Genomic DNA, 24,802 nt, shown 5'->3' with positions numbered 1-24,802 from the left:
AGGTTAACCGCCAATGATGAAGAGCGTTATTTGCGCTCAACTGCAATCACATAGGGAGCGGTGGCTCTCTGAATCTGGCGGTAGATGACCGCTTGACCAGCATGGGAGGGAAGAGAAGAAGCCCATCTCTCCACGGCCGCCGCTTCCTCGCTGCCTCCAGGATGGCCGGGGTAGACAACGGCTGTAATAATCCCCTTTGGACGCAGAACCTGCATTGCCGCCTCAAGCGCTTCCAGCGTGCTGGGAGTCCGGGTAATAACGGAAGAGTCTGCCACGGCAGAAGGAAGATAGCCGAGGTTAAACATGACAGCAGCAATCTTGCCGTGGGTTTCAGCGGGCAGCACTTCGAGCATATACTCATGACCGCTGTGCAGCAGTACAGCCTCGGCCAGTGTTCCTTTGTTCTCACGGGCCAGCCGCTCACGAGTGAGCGCAAGCGCTTCCGGTTGAATATCAAAGCTGAACACTTTGCCGCGCCTGCCGGCGGCTAGCGCGAGGAAAAGGGTATCTGCACCGGTCCCGGCCGTTGCGTCTACGACTATATCACCAGGCTGAACCCGTTCGCTGATCAGCTTGTGGGCAAAACTGAGAACAGAAAGAAATCCCATCAGGCTTCCCTCCATAGCTTGCCCTGCCAGGTGCCGCGGGCTTTCAGCTCGGCGTCGATCGAATTCAGCACATCCCATTTGTTGAGGGACCACATCGGGCCGATGAGCAGGTCCCGCGGAGCATCACCCGTCAGACGGTGGACGATCATCTCAGGCGGAAGTAACTCCAGCGTATCAACGATCAGTTTGACATACTCATCCTTCTCCAGAAACTGAAGGAGTCCTGCTTCGTACTGCTTGACCATTGGCGTTTTGCGCATAAGGTGAAGCAGGTGGATTTTGATTCCCTGTACATCCATACGGGCTACAGCCCGGCCGGTATCAAGCATCATCTCATGCGACTCCTGCGGCAGACCGTAGATAATATGTGTGCAGACCCGGATATTCCGACTGCGCAGTTTCTCCACAGCATCTACATAACATTGGCTATCATGCGCACGGTTAATCAGCTCGGAGGTCGATTCGTGAATCGTCTGGAGGCCCATTTCGACCCATAGGTAGGTACGCTCGTTCAATTCAGCTAAATAGTCTACCACGTCATCAGGCAGACAATCGGGACGTGTGGCAATCGACAGGCCGACGACTCCCGGCTGCTGAAGAATGACTTCAAAGTATTCCCGCAGCTCCTCCACCGGGGCATAGGTGTTCGTGTACGCCTGAAAATATCCGATGTACTGGGCAGTTGGCCATTTCTGGTGCTGACGGTCCCGAATTGTATTGAACTGGGTGACCAGATCATCCCGGCGGCGGCCCGCAAAATCGCCCGATCCTCTGGCGCTGCAGAAGGTGCATCCGCCCTTGGCAATAGAACCATCCCGGTTGGGGCATGTAAATCCTGCATCCAGCATGACCTTAAACACCTTACCGTCAAACTGGTCGCGCATTTCATAGTTCCATGTATGAAACCTCTTATCCCCCCATAATGTAGGAGGAGTCATCAGTTCTGTATTCATAAAGGTACTCCTTTACATCTTGCTTGCACAAAAAGCTGTACTTCTAGCGGTAAAGCTTCCGTACAGTCCGTTATTATTGTATCAAAAAAACAGGGCAATAGCGAAATAAATGGGGGTGTATGGAAAGGGAAAAAGGCTTGTCCATCGATTGAAATAACTTACATAAAATGTTATATTGTACGTAGCGTCAACCACTGCCATTCTGGGTAAGTATATACTGGAATTCATACTCCGACGTCATGGTTATAATAATCCGTGAGGTGATGTTTAATGGATTCAGTGACAAGCAAGACCGGCAGAGACAAGATCTCCGTCGAATTAACTCTTGATGAAGCTTTGGCTCTTACCGGTGTCCGTTTCCGCGAGAATCGCCAGGTAGAAGCCGCAGCAAGACAGAAGGTTCGTAGTGCCTTTGAGAAGACATTTGATTTTACAACTGTCGATAAGGTAGACTATGAACTATCAAAATAGTTGGACCCCAATTCCAAATATATGAAAGAGGAATCTCCCGGCCGTCTTCCCATGATGGTTGCGGGGATTCCTCTTTCACTTTTTTCGTGTCAAAATCAGCTGCACATCTTTACAATCGTGAGGAACTTAGGCACAATATTGCAGTATGACACAGCAAATGAAAGTGGAGGAATGAGATGCGTTTACGCGGCAGAAAAGGAATTCGGGAAAGTCTGGAGGAACAAAAGGATATCGTTGTTCTGGAACCCGCTCAGTATAAAGGCAAGTGGTCCGAGCTGTTCGGCAATGACCGTCCGATCCATGTCGAATTCGGTATGGGGAAAGGCCGCTTCATTAGTCAGATGAGCTATCGGAACCCGGATGTAAATTATATCGGGTTTGATATGTATGATGAGCTCGTGCGCCGGGCCAGTGAGAAAGCAAGAGATGCCTGGAGTGAGGCAGAGTTAGATTCCCCGCCGAATGTGAAACTGGCACTTGGAAACATTGAGCAGATTCTGGATGTGTTTGAGGAAGGGGAAGTCGAACGGATCTATCTGAACTTCAGTGATCCATGGCCGAAGAAAAAGCATGGACGGCGCCGACTTACGCATCCGCGTTTTCTGGACATGTACTGCAAGCTGCTGAATGATCAGGGCCAGATTCACTTCAAGACAGATTCAGAGACTTTGTTCGAATTCTCCCTGAACTCTTTTGCGGACTATGGTCTGCAGATGACGAATATCTCGCTCAACCTGCATAGGGAGGGCATTAACGAAGAGCACGTCATGACCGAATATGAGCATAAATTTATGGGCAAGGGCATGAATATTCACCGGGTAGAAGTCCTCGTGGGCAGTGCTGTTCTGGAAGAGTATCAGAAGAACCGACTGAAGAAGTACTAATTTCAATGCTGGGTTAGTTACGCAGGCTGAAAAGAGAAAAACGCGTCTCTGCTGTATAGCAGGACGCGTTTTTTGGGTTCAGTGATTCAAGAATAGTCCGTTACGGATGAAGGCGGCTCACTGCCATGATCAAGCATCTCCAGTACCTTTTGGGCACTTTGCATTGGATAAAAGCGGGCGACATTACGCTGGTGTTCCTGCCTTTTCTCTGTAACCTCATCATAATGATAGAGAAGCCGATTCATCCATCGGTCCACCACTTCATTCGACTGAATGGGTTCGCCAAGACCGCGCGCGGTAAAATACTGACAGTTTTCCTCTTCCTGTCCGGGAAGAGGCTTGTGGAACAGCATAGGGATCCCTTTGGCCAAACCTTCCGTGCAGGTCATGCCTCCCGGTTTGGTAATAAGCAGGTCTGAAACCTCCATCAGCTTGTCGATCTCTTTGGTAAAGCCGATGAGGTGGATATTCTCATGATGAAAAAGCGGGTTGCGTTCAGCCTTCCGCAGTACTTTCTCGTTGCTGCCAAAGCAGAAGATGATCTGGATGCTGCTGCCCCATCGGGCAAGCGCGCTGTGGATCGCCTCGTCGTTCATCATCCCCCAGCCGCCGCCCATGACAAGCACTGTCGGCATATCCTTTAGTCCGAATTTCTGCCGTATTTCTGCCTTGCCCGGATGCTCCAGAAAATTGGGGTGAACGGGGATGCCCGTTACCTGAATTTTGGAGGTGGATATTCCACGCTGGACAAGCTTGTATTTCACTTCGGAGGTGGAAACCAGATACTGATCAACCTCCGGACTGATCCAGGTTCCGTGGGCATCATAATCTGTAATGACCGTGCAAAGAGGAACCTCGATACCGAGGCGTTTCAGTCTGGAGATGACAGCGCTTGGAATCGGGTGTGTACACACAATGAGATCAGGGCGCAGCTGCCGGACGATGCTTTTGGTATGAGTGTAGAAGAGGCGATGCAGCGCCAGTGTTGTAAGTCGGTTTAGTGATTTTTTATATTGGTGACGATACATCAGCCCTACCAGCTTAGGCTGCTTGATAATAGTTTTCTTGTAAGCCGTAATAATGAGCGGGGCAACTCTGGGATTCAGGAAGCTCCCAAGCTCCAGCACCCGTGTCTGGACATTCGGCGCCAGTTTGCGCAGACTGCTGGACAGTGCATAAGCGGCCTGGGTATGGCCGGCACCGAAGCCTTCCGATAATAATAGAACTCTTTTTTTAGCCACTCTGCATTCACCTGTTCCTGCAAGGTTTTACTTGAGCATTCTGCATGACCACCAGACCCCCGAGCTCCGGTATCTGTTTGAAATAAGTAATATGATTATGGATATGCCTGCTTGGCATGGAGTCCGCAGGGGTGTATGCAAAATGTTAACTATACAAGGGTATCGGCTTTAAGGCCACAATGCAACCGTTCCAAGTGCAACCGAAGTACCGATCAGGCCCCCGGCCAGGACATCACTGGGGTAATGAAGTCCCAAATAGATACGGGACAACCCCACCAGAAGTGCTACCGGGAGCAAAATGAGCACCATCAGCGGCTCCATGGTCATAAAAGGTACAGTAACGGAGAAAATGGCAGTTGTATGGCCCGACGGAAAAGAGTGATCCACCAGCGGATTGCGGAATGTCTTGGTATCAGGCAGAGCCAGATGCGGACGGATACGCGGGTAAAGCTTCTTTACCGCCGCAACCGGGATGTGGCTGATAGCGAGTGCTGCAAGAGCCTGCAGTCCTGTTTCTTTCCAAGGCATAGGGGCAAGCACCCAGATCAGCACAGTCGCCGAAATGGACAATGTGGCTCCGCCCAGGTGGGTCAGATAGTAGAGCAGGAAGCTGAGCACCCTGTTATGAAGACGTCCATTTATCCATCTGAACAGCTGTTGTTCTAAGGAAACAAATTTAAAGACGAAACGGTTCATACTACATCCCTCCGACATGACCGCCGACGTTCGGCTTATAGTTGAGCGTTGAATAAGATGGCTAATTCTCATCGTGATGTTATTATGCTGGACAACCGTCATGTTCAGGCTACCTTCATCATATTTTTAATCGGTAATCTTTTCAATCAGCATTTTCAAGAAAAGCAGGTGCAGCCCTGAAATTAACTGTCTTTGCAGACCGGGTGAGTGGTTAAAATAGCTCAATAACTACGTCCCCTTTTTTGACTTGAGCTAATCAATAAATATACAATGGTTCAAGCGGCCAAAAAAAAGTTAAGTTTAAATTAAAAGACAGCCGCTTATTTCGTTTGTTTTTCTTCCGCACGATGCCCGAAGCTGTGTACCGTAATGGGGGAAAAGGAGGACAAAGCAAATAAAAAACAAGCAAATGGATGAGAATAAGAAGGAACTGCCATGAAATAAAGCCTGAGCAGCACAATTGTTGCGGAATCAACCTAAAGTCCTTATTTTCTGCTTCAAGTCGGGAATTTGGCCTTTTGACAAAAGCAGCAAAAGCATAGAAAATCGATATGTTACAGTGGCAGATAACAAAAACATGTTCATAAGGGTCTGAATGTGGGTCATAAGTGTTGCCGCAGCCATATAAAAAAACAACGGCATGGGACACAAGGTGATTTAGGGATTAAAAAGGGGTATTTAAAAAAGGGGGTTGCAAGAGATCATGCTGGACGCTATATTCGTCACGCTCCAGATCTTTTTGGTGCTGATTGCGATTTACCAGTTCGTTTTCTCTTTGTTCGGTTTAATGAAGAGGAAGAAAAAGGAGCATTTTGCACCAACCAAATCGTTCGCGGTGCTTGTTGCCGCCCATAACGAGGAGCAGGTTGTTGGAGCGCTGATGGAGAATCTGAAGCATCTTAATTATCCGCGGGAACTATACGATGTATTTGTCATCTGTGACAACTGCACGGACAGAACGGCCGAGATTGTACGAGAGCACGGGATGAACGCATGTGTGCGTACGAACCCGAATCTGCGCGGTAAAGGTTATGCAATTGAATGGATGCTGAAAGAACTGTGGGCGATGCCGCGTCAATACGATGCGATCGTGATGTTCGATGCCGATAACCTGGCACATCCTGAGTTTCTGGCAGAAATGAATGACGATCTGTGCACAGGTGCCCGCGTTATTCAAGGTTATATCGATACGAAAAATCCGGAGGATTCCTGGATTACGGCCGCTTATGGTGTATCCTACTGGTACATCAACCGTCTGTGGCAGCTGTCCCGCCATAACATGAAGATGGCGAACTACCTGGGCGGTACAGGGATGTGCTTTGAGACCAACTTGTTGAAGGAAATGGGCTGGGGGGCAACCAGTCTCGTTGAGGACCTGGAGTTTACTATGCGCTGTACGCAGCGGGGGGTATATCCTCGGTTTAACTATGATGCCAAGGTATTTGATGAGAAGCCGCTGACCTTTAAGGCTTCTGCCAGACAGCGTCTGCGCTGGATGCAAGGACACTTTACAGTGGCACGCCGCTACTTTTTCCCGCTGCTGTGGGAGAGCATTAAGGAGCGCAGCCTGATCAAGTTTGACATGGCACTGTACGGTGTGAACGTATATATCGTTCTGGTTACGTTCCTGATGACAGCCGCAACATGGATCGATAACGCCTTTTTTGACGGGCCGAATATCGCGAACATCTATGGCTACTTCCCATTGTGGATTGGTATTGCAGCGGTTGCTCTGAACATCGTGACCTTCCTCCTGGCGATGGTGCTGGAGAAAGTGAAATTCAAGAAAGTGTACCTGTACCTGCTGGCATTCCCGATCTATCTGATCTCCTGGTACCCAATTACGTTCTATGCGTTCTTCACACAGAACAATAAGCAGTGGAGCCATACTCAGCATACCCGTGTGGTACGTCTGGAAGAGATGCAGAGCAAGCAGGGGTAATCTTGATTAAAAAAATCAGTTAAACGCTTGACGTTATACACCTATGCATGATATGATGTTTGAGTATGTTAATTGAAGATGGATTGAACAAGTAGAAGGTCCGACTTCTCACCTGACCGATGTTAATCGGCTGGTATTGATCCGATGATTTGTGAAATGGATTTTTCATGAACGTTGATCAGACAGGGATGTCGGCAGTTGCGCCGGCATCCCTTTTTATTTTGCAAGACAAGGTTCTATTAGATCTGGAGGTGGAGGGTTATCAATAAGGAACATATGATCAATGATGAAATTCGGGCGAAAGAAGTTCGTTTGGTCGGAGCGGAAGGTGAGCAGATCGGGATCAAGCCGATTCGTGAAGCACTGCAGATGGCTATCGATCTGAATCTGGATCTGGTGAATGTGGCACCACAGGCGAAACCGCCGGTATGCCGCATTATGGATTACGGTAAATTCCGTTATGAAACACAGAAGAAGGAAAAAGAAGCTCGCAAGAATCAAAAAATCGTTGATATTAAGGAAGTCGGGTTCCGTTCCAACATCGAGGAACATGATTACCAGACTAAGTTCCGCAATATCGTCAAGTTTCTTAAAGATGGCGACAAAGTGAAATGCTCCGTCCGTTTCCGCGGCCGTGAAATTACACATGCTGATGTGGGCCAGAAAGTTCTGGAACGCGTCAAGGCAGAGACTGTGGATCTGGCTACGGTGGAAAGACAGCCGAAGCTTGAAGGACGCAGCATGATCATGATTTTGGCTCCTAAGAGCTAACCAAGTTGAGGAGGAAATAAAATGCCTAAAATGAAAACGCACAGCAGCCTGAAAGGCCGCTTCAAAATCACTGGTACTGGTAAAGTAAAACGTTACAAAGCATACCGTAACCACTTGCTGTCCCACAAATCCAAACGCGCTAAGCGTGTTCTTGGTACAAGCCCAGTAATGGCACCGGGGGATGTAAGACGTTTGAAGCAAGGTCTGTCTAACCTGAAGTAATACACACTAATTTTTATCTAATTCTGGGAGGTCTTTGAATATGGCAAGAGTAAAAGGCGGATTCGTTGTTCGTCGTCGTCATAAGAAAGTATTGAAACTCGCTAAAGGTTATTTCGGTTCCAAGCACCGCATTTTTAAAACAGCTAACGAGCAGGTAATGAAATCCCTCGTTTATGCATACCGTGACCGTCGTCAGACGAAACGTAACTTCCGCAAATTGTGGATCGTTCGTATCAACGCGGCTGCTCGCATGAACGGTCTTTCCTACAACAAGTTCATGCACGGCCTGAAACTGGCTGGCGTGGATGTTAACCGTAAAATCCTGGCCGATCTGGCCGTGAATGATATCACTGCGTTCAACTCTCTGGCTACTGTTGCCAAAGAAAAAATCAACGCTTAATTTCAGCGTTGCCAAAGCTGCCGTTCCCGGCAGCTTTTTTTTAGGAGTCAGGATGTTCTATATATAAGCTTTTCGAAGGTTCTCCGGATAATTTAGGATGGGCAGGGGAACCTATACTACATATAAGAACCTGATAGAAACATCAGCTGCACTGTTCCGCGTCAAAGCGGTATCGTCTAAAAACGAACATTCCTTACATGAAGTGTGATTAATGTTTGTGATTCATACTAAAATGAAACGCTTACAATCATATTCGGCTTAAAAATATTGATGAAATATAAATCTTATGCTGGATTTTAACCTGATATGATTGTATAATCTCTTCAGTAGAGTGTTCTTCACCTTTTATCGACATGTTCTGACAGCGTCATGACCGTCGAATAGGGAGAAGGATCGCCATATATTTAAGGGGGAACAGATCAATTATGAAGAAGATTTTCAGTCTGTCATTGGTATTACTGCTTGCAGTTTCTGTAATGCTTGCTGGTTGCGGCAAAAAAGAAGAAAGCTCGACAGGTACTGGTGGCAGTGACGCTGCATCCGGAGACAAAAAGACGGATGTCAAAGTTGGTATGGTTACTGACGTAGGCGGCGTAAACGATAAATCTTTTAACCAAACAGCATGGGAAGCTCTTCAATCTCTGGAAACAGAAACAGGCGCCAAAGTAAAATATCTGCAAAGTAAAGGCGATGCTGACTACAATCCTAACTTGAACGAATTCATCAAAGGTGGATATGATCTGACTTGGGGTATCGGCTTTAACCTGGCAGATGCCATTACAAAAGCTGCTGAGCAAAACCCTGATTCTAAGCTTGCTATCGTAGACAGCGTAGTAGACGCTCCTAACGTTAAATCCGTAACATTCGCTGAGAACGAAGGTTCTTACCTGGTAGGTGTGGTTGCCGGTCTGATGACGAAAACCAACAAAATCGGTTTTGTCGGCGGACAAGACAGCCCGTTGATCAAGCGTTTTGAAGTTGGCTTCAAAGCAGGTATCGCTGCGGTTAACCCTAAAGCGGAACTGAAAGTAAACTACACAGGCGCTTTCGATAAGTCTGATCTTGGTAAAGCAGCTGCTGCAACGATGTACAATGACGGCGTAGACATCATCTTCCACGCTGCCGGCGGTACTGGTACAGGCGTATTTAACGAAGCAATCTCCCGCAACAAATCCGGCCAAAAAGTATGGGTTATCGGCGTTGACAAAGACCAGTCCCTGGAGTTTGGCGATGACGTAACACTGACTTCCATGGTAAAACGCGTTGACGTTGCTGTTAAGAAAGTATCCCAAGAAGTGATCGATGGTACATTCAAAGGCGGCACAGAAACATTCAGTCTGAAAGACGACGGCGTAGGCTTGGCTGAAACTTCCACGAAGAACGTTCCAGCTGACGTACTGGCTAAAGTTGACGAATACAAACAAAAAATCATCAGTGGCGAAATTAAAGTTCCTGCTGAATAAGCAACAGATACAATACAATAGGCAAGGAACAAGGCTGGTTCATGGACTAGCCTTGTTCTTACGTCTACGGCTATATTTTGCAGCCTGCTGAATAACAACGTTGGCTAACGGCGAACTGACCGCCGGACAAATATTATTTTAATATTATTATTAAGGGTGATCTTATGACTGCAGCAGCCCCAGTGGTTGAGCTAAAACAGATTACAAAGCGCTTCCCAGGCATCGTTGCCAACGACTCCATCAGCTTGAAGCTGCAAAAGGGAGAAATTCATGCGCTCCTGGGTGAGAACGGCGCGGGTAAATCGACTTTAATGAACATCGTTTTTGGTCTGTATCAACCCGATGAAGGCCATATTGAAATTAACGGTCAGAAGGTAATGATCGACAGCCCCAACAAAGCGATCGAGCTGGGCATCGGCATGGTGCATCAGCATTTCAAATTAGTACAGCCTTTCACGGTTACTGAGAACATCATTCTGGGTTCCGAACCCAAAGCTGGCGGAAGAATTAATTACAGAAAAGCAACTGCCGAAATCAAGGAGCTGTCTGAACGCTACGGACTGCAGGTGAATCCGAATGCCAAAATTCATGATATTTCTGTCGGCATGCAGCAGCGTGTCGAGATTCTGAAGACGCTGTACCGCGGCGCGGATATTCTGATTTTTGACGAGCCTACGGCTGTTCTGACACCGCAAGAAATCTCGGAATTGATGGATATTATGAAACGTTTGGTAGCCGAAGGTAAATCCATTATCCTGATCACCCATAAATTGAAAGAAATTATGCAGATCGCGGATACGGTTACCATCATCCGAAGAGGGAAAGTTATCGACACGCTGAAGAAAACCGAAACCACCCCTAATGAACTGGCCGAGAAAATGGTTGGACGCAGTGTATCGTTTAAAGTGGATAAGAAGCCGGCGCAGCCTGCTGAAGTTGTACTGCAAATGGACCATGTTATGTCCAAAAATAAAGAAGGAATCTCTGTGCTTAATGATCTGAATCTTCAGGTGCGAGCAGGTGAGATTCTTGGCATAGCCGGCGTTGACGGCAACGGTCAAAGTGAATTGATTGAATCGCTTACAGGTCTGCGTCACATTGACAGCGGTAAGATCACTTTGCTGGGTAAAGATATTACGAATCAGAGCCCACGCCATATTACAGAATCAGGTGTCTCGCATATTCCGGAGGACCGCCACAAGCATGGTCTAGTACTTGATTTCTCCATGAGTGAGAACATTGTACTGGAGACTTATTATAAGCAGCCGTACAGCAAGAACGGCTTCCTGAATTATAAGGCTATTGATGAGCAGGCAGCTCGTCTGATTGAACAGTTCGACGTGCGTACACCTAGCATTCATACTAAAGCACGGTCTCTGTCTGGGGGTAACCAGCAGAAGGCAATCATCGCCCGCGAGATTGATAAAAATCCGGATTTGCTGATCGCGGCACAGCCTACACGCGGTTTGGACGTAGGTGCCATTGAGTTTGTGCAGAAGCAGCTGATCGCCCAGCGTGACCAGGGCAAAGCGGTAATTCTTATATCTTTTGAATTAGATGAAATTCTGAATGTATCCGACCGAATTGCTGTTATTTATGAGGGCAAGATTGTCGGTGAGGTGCTGCCGGAAGAAACGAATGACCAGGAGCTTGGTTTGATGATGGCAGGAAGCACCGCAAAGGAAGGTGCGAAACATGAATAACGTATTGAAAGTATTTACAAAAGACTCCTTTATCCTGCCGGTAGTGGCTATCATTATGGGTCTGATTTTGGGCGCCATCGTTATGCTGATTGGCGGATACAATCCGATTGAAGCTTATTCGGCCTTGTTCACCCGTGTATACGGGGACAGCTACAATTTTGGCGAAGCGATCCGTGAGATGACTCCGCTTGTTCTGACAGGTCTTGCGTTTGCATTTGCAGCACGTGCGGGTCTGTTTAACATTGGCGGTGAAGGCCAGTTTCTGGTCGGTATGACAGCCGCAACGGTTGTCGGCGTGCAGCTGCACGGTCTTCCGGCATATATTCATGCGCCGCTTGCTGTCATTGCGGGTGCGGTGTTTGGCGGTCTATGGGCATCCATCGCAGGTTATCTTAAAGCAGTGCGCGGGGTTAACGAAGTTATCACCTGCATCATGCTCAACTGGATCGGTCTTTATCTGGCAAACCTGGTTATTAACCGCTGGGTGCTGATGCCTGGGGAGAACCGTTCCAAGGAAATCCAGGAGTCGGCATCCATATCAATTACATGGCTTTCCGAGATGATGGGTAATGCCCGCCTTCACTGGGGAACGCTGATCGCGATCCTGGCCGCGGTGTTCTTCTACATTTTTATGTGGAAAACAAAACAGGGCTACGAGCTGCGCTCGGTAGGCTTTAACCAGGACGCATCTAAGTATGCGGGTATGAACGTTAACCGCAACGTTGTCAAAGCGATGTTCATCAGTGGTGTATTCGCAGGTCTTGCCGGTGCATTCGAAGTGCTGGGTGTGTTCCATTACCAGACGGTTATGGCGGGCTCCCCGGGAACCGGCTTTGACGGCATCGCGGTTTCACTGATCGGGATGAACAATCCGTTTGGGGTTCTTCTTGGTTCTGTGCTGTTCGGCACGCTGACTTACGGTTCTGCCGGCATGAGCTTCGAAGCTGATGTTCCACCGGAGATTATCCGTATCGTTATCGGCTCGATCATTTTCTTTATTGCTGCACAGGGAATTGTGCGCTGGGTGCTTAAGCCCTTTTATGCCAAGCGCAAGAAAGAGAAGGTGTTGTAAATGGACGTTATCGTAATCCTGGGCCAGCTGATCAATACAACGCTCGTATTTGCTACGGCGCTGATTTTTGCATCGCTTGGCGGTATCTTCTCTGAAAAATCCGGTGTTACCAACCTGGGTCTCGAAGGTCTGATGATTTTTGGTGCTTTTGCTGCCGGTGTAGGTGCTTATTATGCGGAGCAGGCGGGCATGAACGGCTTTGCTGCTGCTTGTGTCGGTGTGCTGGCAGCCATTGTGCTCGGTGTAATTGTCTCGCTGATTCATGCCGTAGCATCCATTACTTTCAAAGCGGATCAGGTCATCAGCGGTATCGTAATCAACTTCCTCGCGGCAGGCAGTACGCTTTACCTTGTTAAGCTGCTGTTTGACGGTGCAGGGGATACGGATCGAATTCAAGGCTTCTCCAAGCTGAATATTCCTTACCTGTCAGATATCCCGTTTATCGGAGATGTCGTATTCAAGGAATACCCGACGACTTACCTTGCGATTATCGCTGTGTTCGTCTCTTATTATGTGATGTATAGAACACCGTTTGGTCTTCGTCTGCGCTCTGTGGGTGAGCACCCAAGTGCAGCTGATACTGTGGGAATCAAGGTTAATCGTCTGCGCTATATTGGCGTTATGCTGAGCGGTGCACTGGCAGGTATCGGTGGTGCAACGATCACGCTGACGACAACGAATATGTTCTCACACAATACCATTTCCGGTCAGGGCTACATCGCCATTGCTGCGATGATCTTTGGTAAATGGAACCCGATTGGCGCCTTCGGAGCAGCTGTGTTCTTTGGCTTCTCCCAAGCAATCCGCAACTATGTGCAGCTGTTTGAATGGTCTCAGAGTATTCCCCAGGAAATTATCTTTATGCTTCCGTACATTCTTACGATCATTGTGCTGGTAGCAGCGGTAGGTCGTTCAAGCGCTCCTCATGCATTGGGACAGCCTTACGATCCGGGCAAGCGTTAATCAATATGTGCTTCATCGAACAAGCCGGCGGCAGAGGAGACTCTGCCAGCCGGCTTGTTGTGTTATGAGGCGAACCGTACTAAAGACTGCTGGTCGTGTCAATAATCATCCATCTCATGTGCGACAAGGGCTATGGAACAAGCACAAAGAACACTCCATGAATAGACTATCCAGAATTCCACAATAAGGAGGAGAGGACATGAAGCAGCACGTAACCAAGAAGCAGGCTCAGCAGCTGATCGGCCAAGAAATTGTAGCTGTTCGGAAGGACGGCACACAAGTCAGAGGAAAACTGGTTCGCATCTCGGGAAACAAGCTTGTAGTTAAGCCGGTTTCCGGCAAAAAGGTACAGACTAAAGCGATCATCCCACTGGTGTTATTCGATCTGCTTGCCATCGGAACTGCGCCGTATGCTTATGGGCCGTACGGGCCGTACGGCCCATATGGACCGTACAGCGGCGGCGGATACAAACAGCCGTATGGATACGGACCTGGAGGCGGCGGATTCAACTATTTCTGGTAACCTGATCCCGTATGGCAGCTATAGCGTCTTGCGAAGTTCGTAGCATCGGGTCAAGTCAATAAATTTATGGACCGTATATCCGGATTTACGATAGAAGCGAAGAGCCTGCTGGTTGCCTTCATCCACGAGAACCTTGGCACGCTGACAGCCGCGGGTACGGGCAAATTGTTCGGCATACTCCAGCAGATGATGCCCATGATGCTTACGCTGTTCACTGCGCAATACTGCCAACATATCAATATAGAGCAGCTCTCCATGGAGCATAGCATGGATGAAGCCGACCGCCTGCTCCGGATGGTTAGGACAGGTAACGAAAGTAATGCCCCGGTTCAGCCGCCGGGGTATATCTTTGAGGATAGAATTAATCTCATCGGCAGACAGATGGGACAGGGGGACTAGCTCATTTTCGATCAGATGATAGATGAATGGGTCATCCAGTTGAAATTGCCGTGGACGAATCATGGGCTTTCTCCACCTTACATACGCTATTGGCAGGGGACACACAGGAAGGTATTCCAATTTGGAATGGGGTCAACGATGAGGGATCGAGCTTCAGGTTGTACGGTTTCCGGGACGAATGTCCTGCTCATTTACTATGCTGTAAGATATGCATATAAGCTTGTCAGATGTTCTTCCTTTGGAGACAATATGAACGTTTGTGTTTCACAGCATGGACAAAATTGAATATTACATACAAATAAATGCATGAAGGCATAGGGGAGATGTGGAGACAAAGTTCTAAGTAAATATGCTGTTTGACAGCCTGGAAAGCCTGAGCCAGCAGGTACTCGCTGCTTTTTAATAAAATGAGTATTGACTTATTGATTCATTGAGACATATAATGTTCCTAACCATTTAACGAATATGTGATCGGCGATGAAGAGGACGAAGTTTTAAGGGCACTTTTGTTCAGAGAGTGGAAGGATCTGCTGTAACCTCCACCAAAATCCCTTATATACGAGCTCACCTCGGAGCTGTTCCGCTGAACAACTGTGTATTTTTATGCAGTCTACTAGGGGGAATCGTACAGTCTACGTTACAGACTTAAGGTACAGGATGGTGTCATGCTCTTCATGATTTCTTTTGTACCTGCTAAGGTTGCGTATTGCGAAATACGTAACAAACATGGGTGGTACCACGGAAGCTAAACCTTTCGTCCCTCGCCAGACCGAAGTCTGGATGCAGGAGGCGGAAGGTTTTTTTGTATACCCTGATGTGAGATCAATGTAATATTCGACAAGGAGGATGACTCATGAGTGCTCAAATTCCAGAAGTGAGATCAACTGAACAACTGCGACAGAAATGGATGAAGCCAGAGGTCATTACCGGCTCCGAAATCCTGCTTCGCAGCCTGCTGCTTGAAGGTGTGGACTGTGTATTCGGCTATCCGGGCGGCGCTGTATTGTACATCTACGATGCGATGTATGGCTTTGAGGATTTCAAGCACGTCCTGACACGCCATGAGCAGGGAGCAATTCATGCGGCTGATGGTTATGCACGGGCCAGCGGCAAGGTAGGTGTCTGTATCGCAACATCTGGACCGGGGGCGACGAACCTGGTGACAGGCATTGCCACCGCCTATATGGATTCTGTTCCACTCGTGGTTATTACCGGTAATGTCATCTCCAGCCTGATTGGGACGGATGCTTTCCAGGAAGCTGATATTACAGGCATTACGATGCCGATCACGAAGCACAGCTACCTGGTACGTGATGTAGAAGATCTGCCGCGTATCATTCATGAGGCCTTCCACATTGCGAATACCGGCCGTAAAGGTCCAGTGTTGATCGATATTCCAAAGGATGTATCCGCTGCGAGAACATTGTTTAATCCGCAGACCGAGCCGGTAGCCATGCGCGGCTACAATCCGCGGACATTGCCGAACCGCCTTCAGGTTGACCGGCTTGCGCAGGCAATTCAGGAAGCGGAACGACCGTTCATTCTTGCGGGAGGCGGGGTGATCTACTCCGGAGGTCATGAAGCTTTGTACGAATTTATACGTAAAACGGAGATTCCGATTACGACAACCTTGCTGGGTCTGGGTGCTTTTCCGAGCGGCCATGAGCTGTGGACAGGAATGCCGGGAATGCACGGGACTTACACATCCAATCAGGCGATACAGAATGCGGATCTGCTGATTAACATCGGGGCCCGCTTCGATGACCGGGTAACCGGCAAACTGGAAGGTTTCGCACCTCATGCCAAAATCGTACACATCGACATTGATCCGGCTGAAATCGGTAAAAACGTACCGACGGATATTCCGATCGTAGGAGACGTTAAGACAGTCCTGGAGATCGCGAATGAGATCGTACAGCGTGCCGACAAAGCAGATGCATGGCGGGAACAGATTCAGGCCTGGAAGGCGGATAAGCCTTTCCGGTATCGTGATTCAGAAGAGGTGCTCAAACCGCAATGGGTGGTTGAACTGCTGAATGAAACGACACGGGGTGAAGCAATCGTTACGACGGATGTCGGGCAGCATCAGATGTGGGCGGCACAGTACTACAAATTTAACAAACCCCGTTCCTGGATTACCTCCGGCGGTCTTGGCACGATGGGATTCGGTTTCCCGTCTGCGATTGGAGCCCAGATGGCGCATCCGGAACGGCTGGTGATCTCGATAAACGGGGACGGCGGGATGCAGATGTGCTCCCAAGAGCTTGCGATTTGTGCCATCAACAACATCCCGGTTAAAATTGTTGTTCTGAACAATCAGGTGCTGGGTATGGTCCGGCAGTGGCAGGAACTGATCTACGACAACCGTTACAGTCATATCGATCTGTCAGGCAGCCCTGATTTTGTGAAGCTGGCGGAAGCTTATGGCGTTAAAGGCCTGCGTGCTACGAATAAGGAAGAAGCCGAACAGGCGTGGCAGGAAGCACTGGATACACCTGGACCGGTTCTGGTCGAATTCGTGGTCAGCAAGGATGAGAATGTATATCCGATGGTCACGCAGGGGTCAACCATTGATCAAATGCTGCTGGGGGATGAGTAGACATGATGAAACATACGATAGCGGTTCTGGTTAATGACCAGCCAGGCGTACTGCAGCGGGTGTCCGGCCTGTTCGGGCGCAGAGGCTTCAATATTGAGAGCATTACGGTGGGTCAGTCGGAGGAGACGGGTTTATCCCGTATGGTGATCGTGACCTGGGGCGATGAGAAGACACTTGAGCAGATTGAAAAGCAGCTGTATAAGCTGATCGATGTTATTAAAGTCATTGATCTCAGCTCCAGACCGATGGTGGCAAGAGAGCTTGCTCTGATCAAGGTAACGGCGGAACCGCCGCAGCGTCCTGAGATTCTGGGCGTCGTCGAGACGTTCCGGGCATCAGTCGTCGATATTGGCACATCCAACCTGACTGTTCAGGTCGTTGGCGATACAGACAAGATTGATGCTATGATCGAATTGCTCAAGCCTTACGGAATCCGCGAAATGTCACGGACAGGCGTAACGGCTATGATACGCGGTAACGGTTAACAAATCGGAAGCTGCCGAAACAGACGATAGACAGACTTTGGGACAGCAGAACTTTAATCATTCGCAACAGCAGTTCAACACAGTACAACCTGACCCGCAATGAGCGGGGGCTTGAGTGAATAACCTCCTTAGGTTAATCGAAACCGGGTTATTGGCTGGAGCACCCGCTCATTCATGAAGGGTTCCAAATTAAAGGAGGAGTATTAAGATGGCAGTTACAACGTACTATGAAAATGATGCAGAACTCAGCGTATTGAAAGGTAAGACGATTGCAATCATCGGTTATGGCAGCCAAGGGCATGCCCAGGCGCAAAATCTGCGTGACAGCGGCTTGAATGTAGTAATCGGACTTCGCGAAGGTAAATCTGCGCAGACCGCACAAAACGACGGCTTCGAAGTACTTACTGTAGCGGAAGCAACAAGTCGTGCAGACGTTGTACAGATCCTCCTGCCGGACGAAACTCAAGGTTCCGTCTACAAGAATGAGATTGAACCCAACCTGAAGCAGGGTGCAGCTCTCTTGTTCTCCCACGGCTTTAACGTTCACTTTGGTCAAATTGTGGCACCAAAAGACAGCGATGTTCTGCTCGTGGCACCTAAATCTCCTGGACATATGGTTCGCCGTACTTATGTTGAAGGCTTTGGCGTACCTGGACTTATCGCAGTCGAACAGGATGCTACAGGCAAAGCCAAAGAAATCGGCTTGGCTTATGCTAAAGGTATCGGCTGTACTCGTGCAGGCGTTATCGAAACATCCTTCCGCGAAGAGACCGAAACCGATCTGTTCGGTGAGCAGGCTGTTCTATGCGGCGGTGTGAGTGCACTGGTTAAAGCAGGATTTGAGACTTTGACCGAGGCCGGTTATGCTCCGGAAATGGCGTACTTCGAATGTCTGCATGAACTGAAGCTGATTGTTGACCTGATGTATGAAGGCGGACTGGCGAGCATGCGCGATTCCATCTCCAACACAGCGGAGTATGGTGACTATGTAACAGGCCCGCGTGTTGTTACTGAAGATACGAAGAAAGCGATGAAGGAAGTTCTGTCTGACATTCAGCAAGGCAAATTTGCCCGTGACTTCATCCTTGAAAACCAGTCTGGACGTGCATTCTTGACAGCAACACGCCGTAATGAAGCAAACCATCCGATCGAGGTTGTCGGCGGACAGCTGCGTGAAATGATGCATTGGATTAAGAAATAATCATTAAATTGTAATAATCAAATAAAGAACATTCCCAATGCGGCCATGCGAAAGTGAGGCCGCATTGAGAATTTAATAGGGGTAATCATTACAATCAGGGTGGTGCTGAACGATGCGAAAGATATATATTTTTGATACGACGCTGCGGGATGGCGAACAATCCCCCGGTGTCAACCTGAATACGAGAGAAAAGGTCGAAATCGCCATGCAGCTGGAGAAGCTGGGGATTGACCGGATGGAAGCCGGATTCCCTGCTGCGTCACCTGGCGATCTCGCGGCTGTGAATGCGGTGGCACGTGCGGTTAAGAACACCACAGTCATTGGTCTGGCCCGCTCGCGGGAACAGGATATTGATGCAGTGAAGGAAGCGCTGAAGGGCGCACAGGATCCGTGCATTCATATTTTCCTGGCCACATCCCCAATACACCGTCAGCATAAGCTGCGGATGGATAAAGCTCAGGTGCTGGATACCGCCCGTTCGGCGATCCGTTATTCCCGCAAACTGTTTGACAAGGTGGAATTCTCGCTGGAGGATGCAGGGCGTACGGAATATGACTTTATGGTCGAGATGGTTAAGATGGCTGTCCAGGAGGGCGCAAAGGTGGTGAATATCCCGGATACGGTAGGTTATTTGACCCCTTATGAATACGGCAGTATCTTCAAGCATCTCAAGGAAAATGTCCCGGATATCGAGAAGGTACAGCTCAGCGCACACTGTCACAATGACCTGGGTATGGCGACCGCCAATACATTGGCTGCCATCCTGAACGGAGCCGACCAGATTGAAGGAACGATCAACGGAATCGGGGAACGTGCCGGTAACACGGCAATTGAAGAAATTGCAATGGCGCTGGAGACGCGCTTGGAATTTTTCCAAGCCAAAACCTCTCTGCAGCTGTCCGAGATTGCCCGCACCAGCCGGCTGGTCAGCCGGCTGACGGGTATGGTTGTACCCGGCAACAAAGCCATCGTGGGCGCAAATGCATTCGCGCATGAATCAGGCATCCACCAGGACGGCATGCTCAAGGAGAAGACCACTTACGAAATTATGACTCCTGAGACCATCGGCTTGAAGGAGAGCAAGCTGGTTCTCGGCAAACACTCGGGACGTCATGCCTTCCGCGAACGCCTGATCGAGCTTGGATATGAGCTTAGTGAAGAAGAAGTGAATTTGGCTTTTGCCAAGTTCAAAGATTTGGCGGATAAGAAAAAGGAAGTATCGGACGAGGACATTTTGGCTCTGCTTGAAATCGAGCTTGCTGATACACCGGAAGTGTTCAAGCTGGAAACCCTGTTTGTCACTTATGGCAATCAGGCTGTTCCAACAGCGAAAGTGTTAATGGTGAAAGATGACGGCCAAAAGATTGAGGAAGAAGCCGAGGGTAACGGTTCGGTAGACGCCATCTATAATGCGATCGACAAGGCTAGCGGTGAGGATGTCACCTTGTCCGATTATTCGATTCAGTCAGTAACTCATGGCAAGGATGCTTTGGGTGAAGTGCATGTGATTCTCACACAGAATGAAATCTCGGTAACCGGCCGTGGTGTTAGCACTGATATTCTTGAGGCGAGTGCACGGGCTTATGTGGATGCTCTGAATGAACTGATTGAGAAACGCAAAACGTACAGCAACCGGGTGGATTACAAATCTTAATCAAACCGGATGTTGAGTAGGGAAGAGAAAATGCCAAAAAAGGAAGCCTGCCGAAGGCTTCCTTTTTTGCTCTGCAATGCTGATTAAATTACCAGGCGTAAGCCTCTGGAGCTGCTGCACCCGGACCCGGGAAAATTTCATCCAGCCGCTTCATGACCTGTTCCTCAAGAACTATATCCAGGCAGCGGAGCGAGCTCTCGAACTGCTCCAGCGTGCGTGGTCCAATAATCGGTGCAGTCACGGCCGGATTGGCCAGCAGCCAGGCAAGGGCAACATTATCCTGCGGCTCGCCAAGCTCACGGCATAAGGCTGCGAACTGTTCAAGCTGAGCGGCATGCTTCGCGATGCGGTCCTTGTCGCCGCCGCTGCGTGTACCCTCAAGCTTTTTCAGAGCATTGCGTCCGAGCAGTCCGCCGTCCAGCGGCCCCCACGGAATAATGCCAATGCCCAGATTGTGCGCGGCAGGCAGAACCTCAAGCTCCGGCAGACGGCAGTTCAGATTGTACTTGTGCTGCTCGGATACGAGACCGATGAAACGGTGGCTGCGGGCTTCGCTCTGAGCTAGTGCCATGTGCCATGCAGCAAAATTACTGGATCCGACATACCCGATTTTACCTTGATGGATAGCCTGTTCAAAAGCGCCCCACAGCTCATCCCAGCTCACAGACAAGTCAACATGGTGCATCTGATACAGTTCGATGTGATCGGTCTGCAGCCGGCGGAGCGAAGCTTCCAGATGGCGGCGGATTTTGTAGGAGGATAAGCCGGCTGTGTCGTTCGGTCCATCCAAAGGATCGGACATCGACCCGTAGACTTTGGTGCCGAGAATGACCTTCTCGCGGCGGCCGCCGCCTTGGGCAAACCAGCGGCCAATAATAGTCTCCGTCTGTCCAGCATTTTCGCCCCATCCGTAGATGTTAGCGGTATCAAAAAAGTTGATTCCATGTTCCAATGCGGTGTCCATGACACGGAAAGCTTCTTTCTCGTCAGTAATCGGCCCAAAGTTCATGGTTCCCAAACAAAGACGGCTGACCTTCATACCTGATCGTCCAAGTGTTGTATATTCCACCAAATGTCATCCCCTCATCCCATGAATAACTAGCTTTTTCCATTGTAGCCGAGCCCTGCCGGAACAGCAATGAGATTTGTCGGGCAGAGACAAACCAAGTGTTGGTCTATAGCTTAAAACTATCACATTGATAGATTCTATATCTTGGTCATATAGGTGAGTAGTATGTTACAAATGATGTATGGATTTAGACGCGTCAGGAACAAGAGACAGACATACCTATGAGGAGTGACAGACATGGCAGAAGTGAAGAAAATTGCGGTAATCGCTGGGGATGGAATCGGCCCGGAAGTGGTAGCCGAAGCGGAGAAAGTCATGAAGAGAGTAGAGGAAGTATTCGGATATGCTTTTGAAACAGAGCATGCCCGGTTTGGCGGTATTGCAATTGATGAGGATGGTACACCGCTTCCCGAAGAGACACTGCGGATCTGCAAGAGTGCCGATGCGGTACTGCTCGGAGCAGTCGGCGGACCGAAATGGGACAGCAATCCGAAGGAGCTGCGTCCTGAAACCGGATTGCTTGCCATTCGCAAAGAACTCGGCTTATTCTCCAATCTGCGTCCGGCGGTTGTTTTTGATTGCTTGAAGGATGCTTCCACGCTCAAGCCAGAGGTACTGGAAGGTACGGATCTTATGGTTGTTCGGGAACTGACGGGCGGTATTTATTTTGGTGAGAAATTCAGACGTGAGGGTCAGCATGGCCAGGAAGCTGTTGATACCTGTGTCTATAACGAGACTGAGGTTGAGCGGATCGTTCGCCAGGCCTTTGAAGTAGCGGGCAAGCGCCGCAAGAAGCTGGCTTCAGTTGATAAAGCGAATGTGCTCGAAACCTCGCGTCTCTGGCGTGAAGTCGTGAACCGGATTGCACCAGAATATCCGGAGATCGAAGTGGAGCATGTTCTGGTAGACAACTGCGCGATGCAGCTGCTCCGCCGTCCGGCCAGCTTCGATGTTATTGTAACCGAGAACATGTTCGGTGACATTCTGAGTGATGAGGCGGCTATGCTGACAGGCTCAATCGGAATGTTGTCCTCGGCTTCACTGGGTGAAGGAAGCTTTGGTCTGTATGAGCCGGTTCATGGCTCTGCCCCCGATATTGCCGGCCAGCAGCTGGCCAACCCGATTGCAACCATTCTCTCACTGGCGCTGATGTTCCGGATGACATTCGGCTACAGCGACGCTGCGGATGCTATTGAGAAGGCGGTAGCAGAAGTGCTGGACGCTGGTCACCGGACCTCTGACATTGCGGTCGACAAATCGACAGCGATTGAAACTTCCGCTATGGGTGATTTGATTGTGTCTGCGATTGCCAAAGCTTAATTCAATGAGGCAGGCCCCTGCTGAAGATCCGAGAGGATTCTCAGCAGGGGCTGATTTTTTTCCTTCATTAATATATTGTTCAGTTAAGACATTAAACCAGGCTCTTCATCAGGTATAATTTGCTCATTCCTTCGGCAGGGACATCCTTGATTTCACCGACAATATGGTAACCGTGCTTCTGATAAAATGAAGGTGCTTGCCAACTCATGGTGGTCAATTCACTGACCTTGCAGCCACTCTCGCGTCCTTGATCTTCCATTGCCGCAAGCAGGGAAGCACCAATACCCCGGCTGCGGTGTGACGGGACAACGCCCAGCAGCTGGATATGCAGTACGCCCCATACGGATTGACCTGTGATGCCGCCGATGAACTCATCTTGTTCATAAGCGGCCAGTATGAGTTTGGATTTGTGATAAGCGGGAATAGAGAGGTTGGACTGTTGGTTATAATCATGGAGCAGAGAGGAGATCTGTTCCACGATCTGAGGTGAATGTTCCGCCACAATTTTCATATTGGATCCTCCGTTTTCTATTATTTATAATTATTATAAAGAAATAACGTCTATAATCTTGACTTTGATTTCACTCAATGATACCATCGTAATTGTGTTACAACAACGAAATGACAACGAGCATTGTACAATGCCGACAACAAGAAAACTCTGTTTTTCTTACATATTTTAAAGGAGGAATTTGATCATGGCAGAACGTTTGGTAGGTAAACCCGCCCCGGATTTCACAATGGAGACAGTAACAGGTAACGGACAAGAGTTCGGTACAGCTTCCCTGTCTGACTACCGCGGCAAATGGCTCGTATTCTTCTTTTATCCACTGGATTTCACTTTTGTATGCCCGACTGAAATCACAGCATTGAGCGATGCTGCAGACCAGTTCAAAGAACTGGACACTGAAATTCTGGGTGTCAGCGTGGACTCCGTTCACAGCCACAAAGCTTGGATCAATACACCAAAAGACAGCAACGGTCTGGGACAGCTGAACTTCCCGCTGGCTTCTGACATCACGAAGAAAGTAGCAAGCGACTATGGCGTATTGATTGAAGAAGAAGGCGTAGCACTGCGCGGTCTCTTCATCATCGATCCAGAAGGCGAATTGAAATACCAAGTGGTTAACCACAACGATGTGGGCCGCAGTGTAGAAGAGACACTTCGTGTGCTTCAAGCTCTGCAATCCGGCGGATTGTGCCCAATGAACTGGAAACCAGGCGACCAAAACCTGTAAGCTTCCCTTTGAAAATTTTTGTTACAGCAAGCCCCCAATTTCGGAAAATATCCGGTTTGGGGGCTTTTATTACCTCTAACAGCCTATTACAATATAGTAAAGCTTGCGGTATCCTGTTTAGGAAGACTGGTTTAGGTTGAATAATTGCTAAGTGAATATTTTGCAAGAGGAATTACTGACGAATAAAGCGAATACAGTGTAGACATATGGTCTCATGTAATCATCTTGAGGAGGGTGAACGCCAATGAGTTATTGCTGTGGAGCCAGTATGGTAGGAACCAAAGGAACACTTAAGCATTACCGCACTCAAGTTCACAATGTTCCCCTGCTGTTTTGTCCTGTATGCCATCGGGTTGAAGTCCACTACAAAGTGGAGAATGAGTATGAAATTCTGGCTGAATATGCACATGGTGACGGTGCAACGGAGATCGACTTTCAGGATTATGTGATGGATGATGATGATACGATCTTCGAGAATACCATCAACCGTGAGAGTGAAGATCCCTATGAAATCATTCAGCGTCAGATTGATATGGCCTTGGACCTGTTGACGGTAGCCAAGCAAACCAAGGATGAGAAGTGGGAGGGCGATCTGAAGCGCAGATTGGCTGTCATGAGCCAGCGCAAGATCAAGCTTCAGCATAACAAACGTTAAACTTGGGGCTGATATACAGCCTTGTCGAAGGACACAGCGGACGGGTTACACTCGAAGCTGTGTCCTTTTTAGTGTGTTTTTTGAACAGATTAAATATATAAGTAACGAAATGTGATCTTCCAGGCGACTTGTGCGATTAGTGTAAATAAACGATTTGGGATGGACCTAAGGTTTGTGAATTTAGGTCAAACATCATAAGAAATTTGCCTTGATTCGACAGTTTCTCCGGTTGCGCTCTGTCCCGATGTTGTCTATCATAAAAATAGACTC

Annotated in this window: 25 protein-coding genes; 18 read left to right on the top strand and 7 right to left on the bottom strand. The window is 48.8% G+C overall.

Annotated elements, in window-relative coordinates; genetic code table 11:
- Positions 1-26: 26 nt before the first annotated feature.
- Both Q5741_RS13655 and Q5741_RS13650 read right to left on the bottom strand, forming a co-directional pair.
- Entirely contained in the window at positions 27-608 is a 582-nt protein-coding gene (locus tag Q5741_RS13655) for a tRNA (mnm(5)s(2)U34)-methyltransferase (RefSeq protein WP_305024650.1), read from the bottom strand.
- Positions 608-1,561 carry a TIGR01212 family radical SAM protein gene (locus tag Q5741_RS13650; RefSeq protein WP_305024649.1) on the bottom strand — a complete coding sequence of 318 codons (954 nt, stop codon included), beginning with the start codon at positions 1,559-1,561 and terminating at the stop codon, positions 608-610. Before Q5741_RS13650 ends, Q5741_RS13655 begins: the two co-directional genes overlap by 1 nt.
- 270 nt (positions 1,562-1,831) lie before the next feature.
- On the opposite strand from Q5741_RS13650, the gene Q5741_RS13645 reads away from it, so the two are divergent.
- Complete coding sequence (locus Q5741_RS13645) at positions 1,832-2,032, top strand: hypothetical protein (protein ID WP_305024648.1); 201 nt, start codon at positions 1,832-1,834, stop codon at positions 2,030-2,032.
- Between the two features lie 176 nt (positions 2,033-2,208).
- A complete protein-coding gene (gene trmB / locus Q5741_RS13640; protein ID WP_305024647.1) occupies positions 2,209-2,916 on the top strand; it encodes a tRNA (guanosine(46)-N7)-methyltransferase TrmB in 708 nt (235 codons plus the stop codon).
- Between the two features lie 86 nt (positions 2,917-3,002).
- On the opposite strand, the gene Q5741_RS13635 is transcribed toward trmB, so the two are convergent.
- Both Q5741_RS13635 and Q5741_RS13630 read right to left on the bottom strand, forming a co-directional pair.
- Positions 3,003-4,157, bottom strand: a complete 1,155-nt coding sequence (locus Q5741_RS13635; RefSeq protein ID WP_305024646.1) for an MGDG synthase family glycosyltransferase — start codon at positions 4,155-4,157, stop codon at positions 3,003-3,005.
- Positions 4,158-4,325: 168 nt separating this feature from the next.
- Positions 4,326-4,853, bottom strand: a complete 528-nt coding sequence (locus Q5741_RS13630) for a phosphatase PAP2 family protein (protein WP_305024645.1) — start codon at positions 4,851-4,853, stop codon at positions 4,326-4,328.
- 703 nt (positions 4,854-5,556) lie between these two features.
- Between Q5741_RS13630 and Q5741_RS13625 the strand changes: the two genes are divergently transcribed.
- The 9 genes from Q5741_RS13625 (at position 5,557) to Q5741_RS13585 (ending at position 13,912) form a co-directional block, all read left to right on the top strand.
- Positions 5,557-6,795, top strand: a complete 1,239-nt coding sequence (locus tag Q5741_RS13625; RefSeq protein WP_305024644.1) for a glycosyltransferase family 2 protein — start codon at positions 5,557-5,559, stop codon at positions 6,793-6,795.
- Positions 6,796-7,071: 276 nt separating this feature from the next.
- Complete coding sequence (infC, locus tag Q5741_RS13620) at positions 7,072-7,566, top strand: translation initiation factor IF-3 (RefSeq protein ID WP_305024643.1); 495 nt, start codon at positions 7,072-7,074, stop codon at positions 7,564-7,566.
- Between the two features lie 21 nt (positions 7,567-7,587).
- Entirely contained in the window at positions 7,588-7,788 is a 201-nt protein-coding gene (gene rpmI, locus Q5741_RS13615) for a 50S ribosomal protein L35 (protein WP_305024642.1), read from the top strand.
- A gap of 40 nt (positions 7,789-7,828) precedes the next feature.
- Complete coding sequence (gene rplT / locus Q5741_RS13610; protein WP_305024641.1) at positions 7,829-8,188, top strand: 50S ribosomal protein L20; 360 nt, start codon at positions 7,829-7,831, stop codon at positions 8,186-8,188.
- A gap of 425 nt (positions 8,189-8,613) precedes the next feature.
- Positions 8,614-9,651, top strand: a complete 1,038-nt coding sequence (locus tag Q5741_RS13605) for a BMP family lipoprotein (protein ID WP_305024640.1) — start codon at positions 8,614-8,616, stop codon at positions 9,649-9,651.
- A gap of 164 nt (positions 9,652-9,815) precedes the next feature.
- Positions 9,816-11,354: an ABC transporter ATP-binding protein gene (locus tag Q5741_RS13600; RefSeq protein WP_305024639.1), complete on the top strand. Its 1,539-nt coding sequence runs from the start codon at positions 9,816-9,818 to the stop codon at positions 11,352-11,354.
- Positions 11,347-12,426, top strand: coding sequence for an ABC transporter permease (locus Q5741_RS13595; protein WP_305024637.1), 1,080 nt, complete (start codon positions 11,347-11,349; stop codon positions 12,424-12,426). Before Q5741_RS13600 ends, Q5741_RS13595 begins: the two co-directional genes overlap by 8 nt.
- Complete coding sequence (locus Q5741_RS13590) at positions 12,427-13,389, top strand: ABC transporter permease (protein ID WP_305024636.1); 963 nt, start codon at positions 12,427-12,429, stop codon at positions 13,387-13,389.
- A gap of 199 nt (positions 13,390-13,588) precedes the next feature.
- Positions 13,589-13,912, top strand: coding sequence for a hypothetical protein (locus tag Q5741_RS13585; protein ID WP_305024635.1), 324 nt, complete (start codon positions 13,589-13,591; stop codon positions 13,910-13,912).
- Between the two features lie 18 nt (positions 13,913-13,930).
- On the opposite strand, the gene Q5741_RS13580 is transcribed toward Q5741_RS13585, so the two are convergent.
- Positions 13,931-14,374 carry a GNAT family N-acetyltransferase gene (locus tag Q5741_RS13580; RefSeq protein WP_305024634.1) on the bottom strand — a complete coding sequence of 148 codons (444 nt, stop codon included), beginning with the start codon at positions 14,372-14,374 and terminating at the stop codon, positions 13,931-13,933.
- A gap of 790 nt (positions 14,375-15,164) precedes the next feature.
- Here Q5741_RS13580 and ilvB point away from each other — a divergent pair.
- From ilvB to Q5741_RS13560, 4 genes are all read left to right on the top strand, one after another.
- A complete protein-coding gene (ilvB, locus tag Q5741_RS13575) occupies positions 15,165-16,910 on the top strand; it encodes a biosynthetic-type acetolactate synthase large subunit (protein WP_305024633.1) in 1,746 nt (581 codons plus the stop codon).
- A gap of 2 nt (positions 16,911-16,912) precedes the next feature.
- Entirely contained in the window at positions 16,913-17,395 is a 483-nt protein-coding gene (gene ilvN / locus Q5741_RS13570) for an acetolactate synthase small subunit (protein WP_305024632.1), read from the top strand.
- 208 nt (positions 17,396-17,603) lie between these two features.
- Complete coding sequence (gene ilvC / locus Q5741_RS13565; protein WP_305024631.1) at positions 17,604-18,596, top strand: ketol-acid reductoisomerase; 993 nt, start codon at positions 17,604-17,606, stop codon at positions 18,594-18,596.
- A gap of 112 nt (positions 18,597-18,708) precedes the next feature.
- Positions 18,709-20,250 (top strand): 2-isopropylmalate synthase, encoded by a 1,542-nt coding sequence (locus Q5741_RS13560; RefSeq protein ID WP_305024630.1) that lies wholly within the window; start codon positions 18,709-18,711, stop codon positions 20,248-20,250.
- An 88-nt stretch (positions 20,251-20,338) separates the two neighbouring features.
- On the opposite strand, the gene Q5741_RS13555 is transcribed toward Q5741_RS13560, so the two are convergent.
- The gene (locus Q5741_RS13555) at positions 20,339-21,319 is read right to left on the bottom strand and encodes an aldo/keto reductase (RefSeq protein ID WP_305024629.1); all 981 of its coding nucleotides are present in this window, start codon (positions 21,317-21,319) and stop codon (positions 20,339-20,341) included.
- A gap of 237 nt (positions 21,320-21,556) precedes the next feature.
- On the opposite strand from Q5741_RS13555, the gene leuB reads away from it, so the two are divergent.
- Complete coding sequence (leuB, locus tag Q5741_RS13550; protein WP_305024628.1) at positions 21,557-22,639, top strand: 3-isopropylmalate dehydrogenase; 1,083 nt, start codon at positions 21,557-21,559, stop codon at positions 22,637-22,639.
- Between the two features lie 91 nt (positions 22,640-22,730).
- Here leuB and Q5741_RS13545 read toward each other — a convergent pair whose 3' ends face one another.
- Complete coding sequence (locus Q5741_RS13545; RefSeq protein WP_305024627.1) at positions 22,731-23,150, bottom strand: GNAT family N-acetyltransferase; 420 nt, start codon at positions 23,148-23,150, stop codon at positions 22,731-22,733.
- A 187-nt stretch (positions 23,151-23,337) separates the two neighbouring features.
- On the opposite strand from Q5741_RS13545, the gene Q5741_RS13540 reads away from it, so the two are divergent.
- Positions 23,338-23,877 (top strand): peroxiredoxin, encoded by a 540-nt coding sequence (locus tag Q5741_RS13540; protein ID WP_305024626.1) that lies wholly within the window; start codon positions 23,338-23,340, stop codon positions 23,875-23,877.
- Positions 23,878-24,121: 244 nt separating this feature from the next.
- On the top strand, positions 24,122-24,532 hold the full coding sequence (locus Q5741_RS13535) for a hypothetical protein (RefSeq protein ID WP_305024625.1): 411 nt from the start codon (positions 24,122-24,124) through the stop codon (positions 24,530-24,532).
- Positions 24,533-24,802: the final 270 nt, after the last annotated feature.

Origin of the sequence: Paenibacillus lacisoli (assembly GCF_030580655.1) — a bacterium.
Classification (GTDB): Bacteria; Bacillota; Bacilli; order Paenibacillales; family Paenibacillaceae; genus Paenibacillus; species Paenibacillus lacisoli.
Note: the sequence above shows the minus strand (reverse complement) of the source record. Positions and strands in the feature narration are given on the sequence as shown.

Excerpts from the sequence above, each read along its gene's own strand:
- Q5741_RS13655 (WP_305024650.1), bottom strand. The coding sequence starts at position 608 with ATGGGATTTCTTTCTGTTCTCAGTTTTGCCCACAAGCTGATCAGCGAA.
- Q5741_RS13650 (WP_305024649.1), bottom strand. The coding sequence starts at position 1,561 with ATGAATACAGAACTGATGACTCCTCCTACATTATGGGGGGATAAGAGG.
- Q5741_RS13645 (WP_305024648.1), top strand. The coding sequence starts at position 1,832 with ATGGATTCAGTGACAAGCAAGACCGGCAGAGACAAGATCTCCGTCGAA.
- trmB (WP_305024647.1), top strand. The coding sequence starts at position 2,209 with ATGCGTTTACGCGGCAGAAAAGGAATTCGGGAAAGTCTGGAGGAACAA.
- Q5741_RS13630 (WP_305024645.1), bottom strand. The coding sequence starts at position 4,853 with ATGAACCGTTTCGTCTTTAAATTTGTTTCCTTAGAACAACAGCTGTTC.
- Q5741_RS13625 (WP_305024644.1), top strand. The coding sequence starts at position 5,557 with ATGCTGGACGCTATATTCGTCACGCTCCAGATCTTTTTGGTGCTGATT.
- infC (WP_305024643.1), top strand. The coding sequence starts at position 7,072 with ATGATCAATGATGAAATTCGGGCGAAAGAAGTTCGTTTGGTCGGAGCG.
- rpmI (WP_305024642.1), top strand. The coding sequence starts at position 7,588 with ATGCCTAAAATGAAAACGCACAGCAGCCTGAAAGGCCGCTTCAAAATC.
- rplT (WP_305024641.1), top strand. The coding sequence starts at position 7,829 with ATGGCAAGAGTAAAAGGCGGATTCGTTGTTCGTCGTCGTCATAAGAAA.
- Q5741_RS13605 (WP_305024640.1), top strand. The coding sequence starts at position 8,614 with ATGAAGAAGATTTTCAGTCTGTCATTGGTATTACTGCTTGCAGTTTCT.
- Q5741_RS13600 (WP_305024639.1), top strand. The coding sequence starts at position 9,816 with ATGACTGCAGCAGCCCCAGTGGTTGAGCTAAAACAGATTACAAAGCGC.
- Q5741_RS13595 (WP_305024637.1), top strand. The coding sequence starts at position 11,347 with ATGAATAACGTATTGAAAGTATTTACAAAAGACTCCTTTATCCTGCCG.
- Q5741_RS13590 (WP_305024636.1), top strand. The coding sequence starts at position 12,427 with ATGGACGTTATCGTAATCCTGGGCCAGCTGATCAATACAACGCTCGTA.
- Q5741_RS13585 (WP_305024635.1), top strand. The coding sequence starts at position 13,589 with ATGAAGCAGCACGTAACCAAGAAGCAGGCTCAGCAGCTGATCGGCCAA.
- Q5741_RS13580 (WP_305024634.1), bottom strand. The coding sequence starts at position 14,374 with ATGATTCGTCCACGGCAATTTCAACTGGATGACCCATTCATCTATCAT.
- ilvB (WP_305024633.1), top strand. The coding sequence starts at position 15,165 with ATGAGTGCTCAAATTCCAGAAGTGAGATCAACTGAACAACTGCGACAG.
- ilvN (WP_305024632.1), top strand. The coding sequence starts at position 16,913 with ATGATGAAACATACGATAGCGGTTCTGGTTAATGACCAGCCAGGCGTA.
- ilvC (WP_305024631.1), top strand. The coding sequence starts at position 17,604 with ATGGCAGTTACAACGTACTATGAAAATGATGCAGAACTCAGCGTATTG.
- Q5741_RS13560 (WP_305024630.1), top strand. The coding sequence starts at position 18,709 with ATGCGAAAGATATATATTTTTGATACGACGCTGCGGGATGGCGAACAA.
- leuB (WP_305024628.1), top strand. The coding sequence starts at position 21,557 with ATGGCAGAAGTGAAGAAAATTGCGGTAATCGCTGGGGATGGAATCGGC.
- Q5741_RS13545 (WP_305024627.1), bottom strand. The coding sequence starts at position 23,150 with ATGAAAATTGTGGCGGAACATTCACCTCAGATCGTGGAACAGATCTCC.
- Q5741_RS13540 (WP_305024626.1), top strand. The coding sequence starts at position 23,338 with ATGGCAGAACGTTTGGTAGGTAAACCCGCCCCGGATTTCACAATGGAG.
- Q5741_RS13535 (WP_305024625.1), top strand. The coding sequence starts at position 24,122 with ATGAGTTATTGCTGTGGAGCCAGTATGGTAGGAACCAAAGGAACACTT.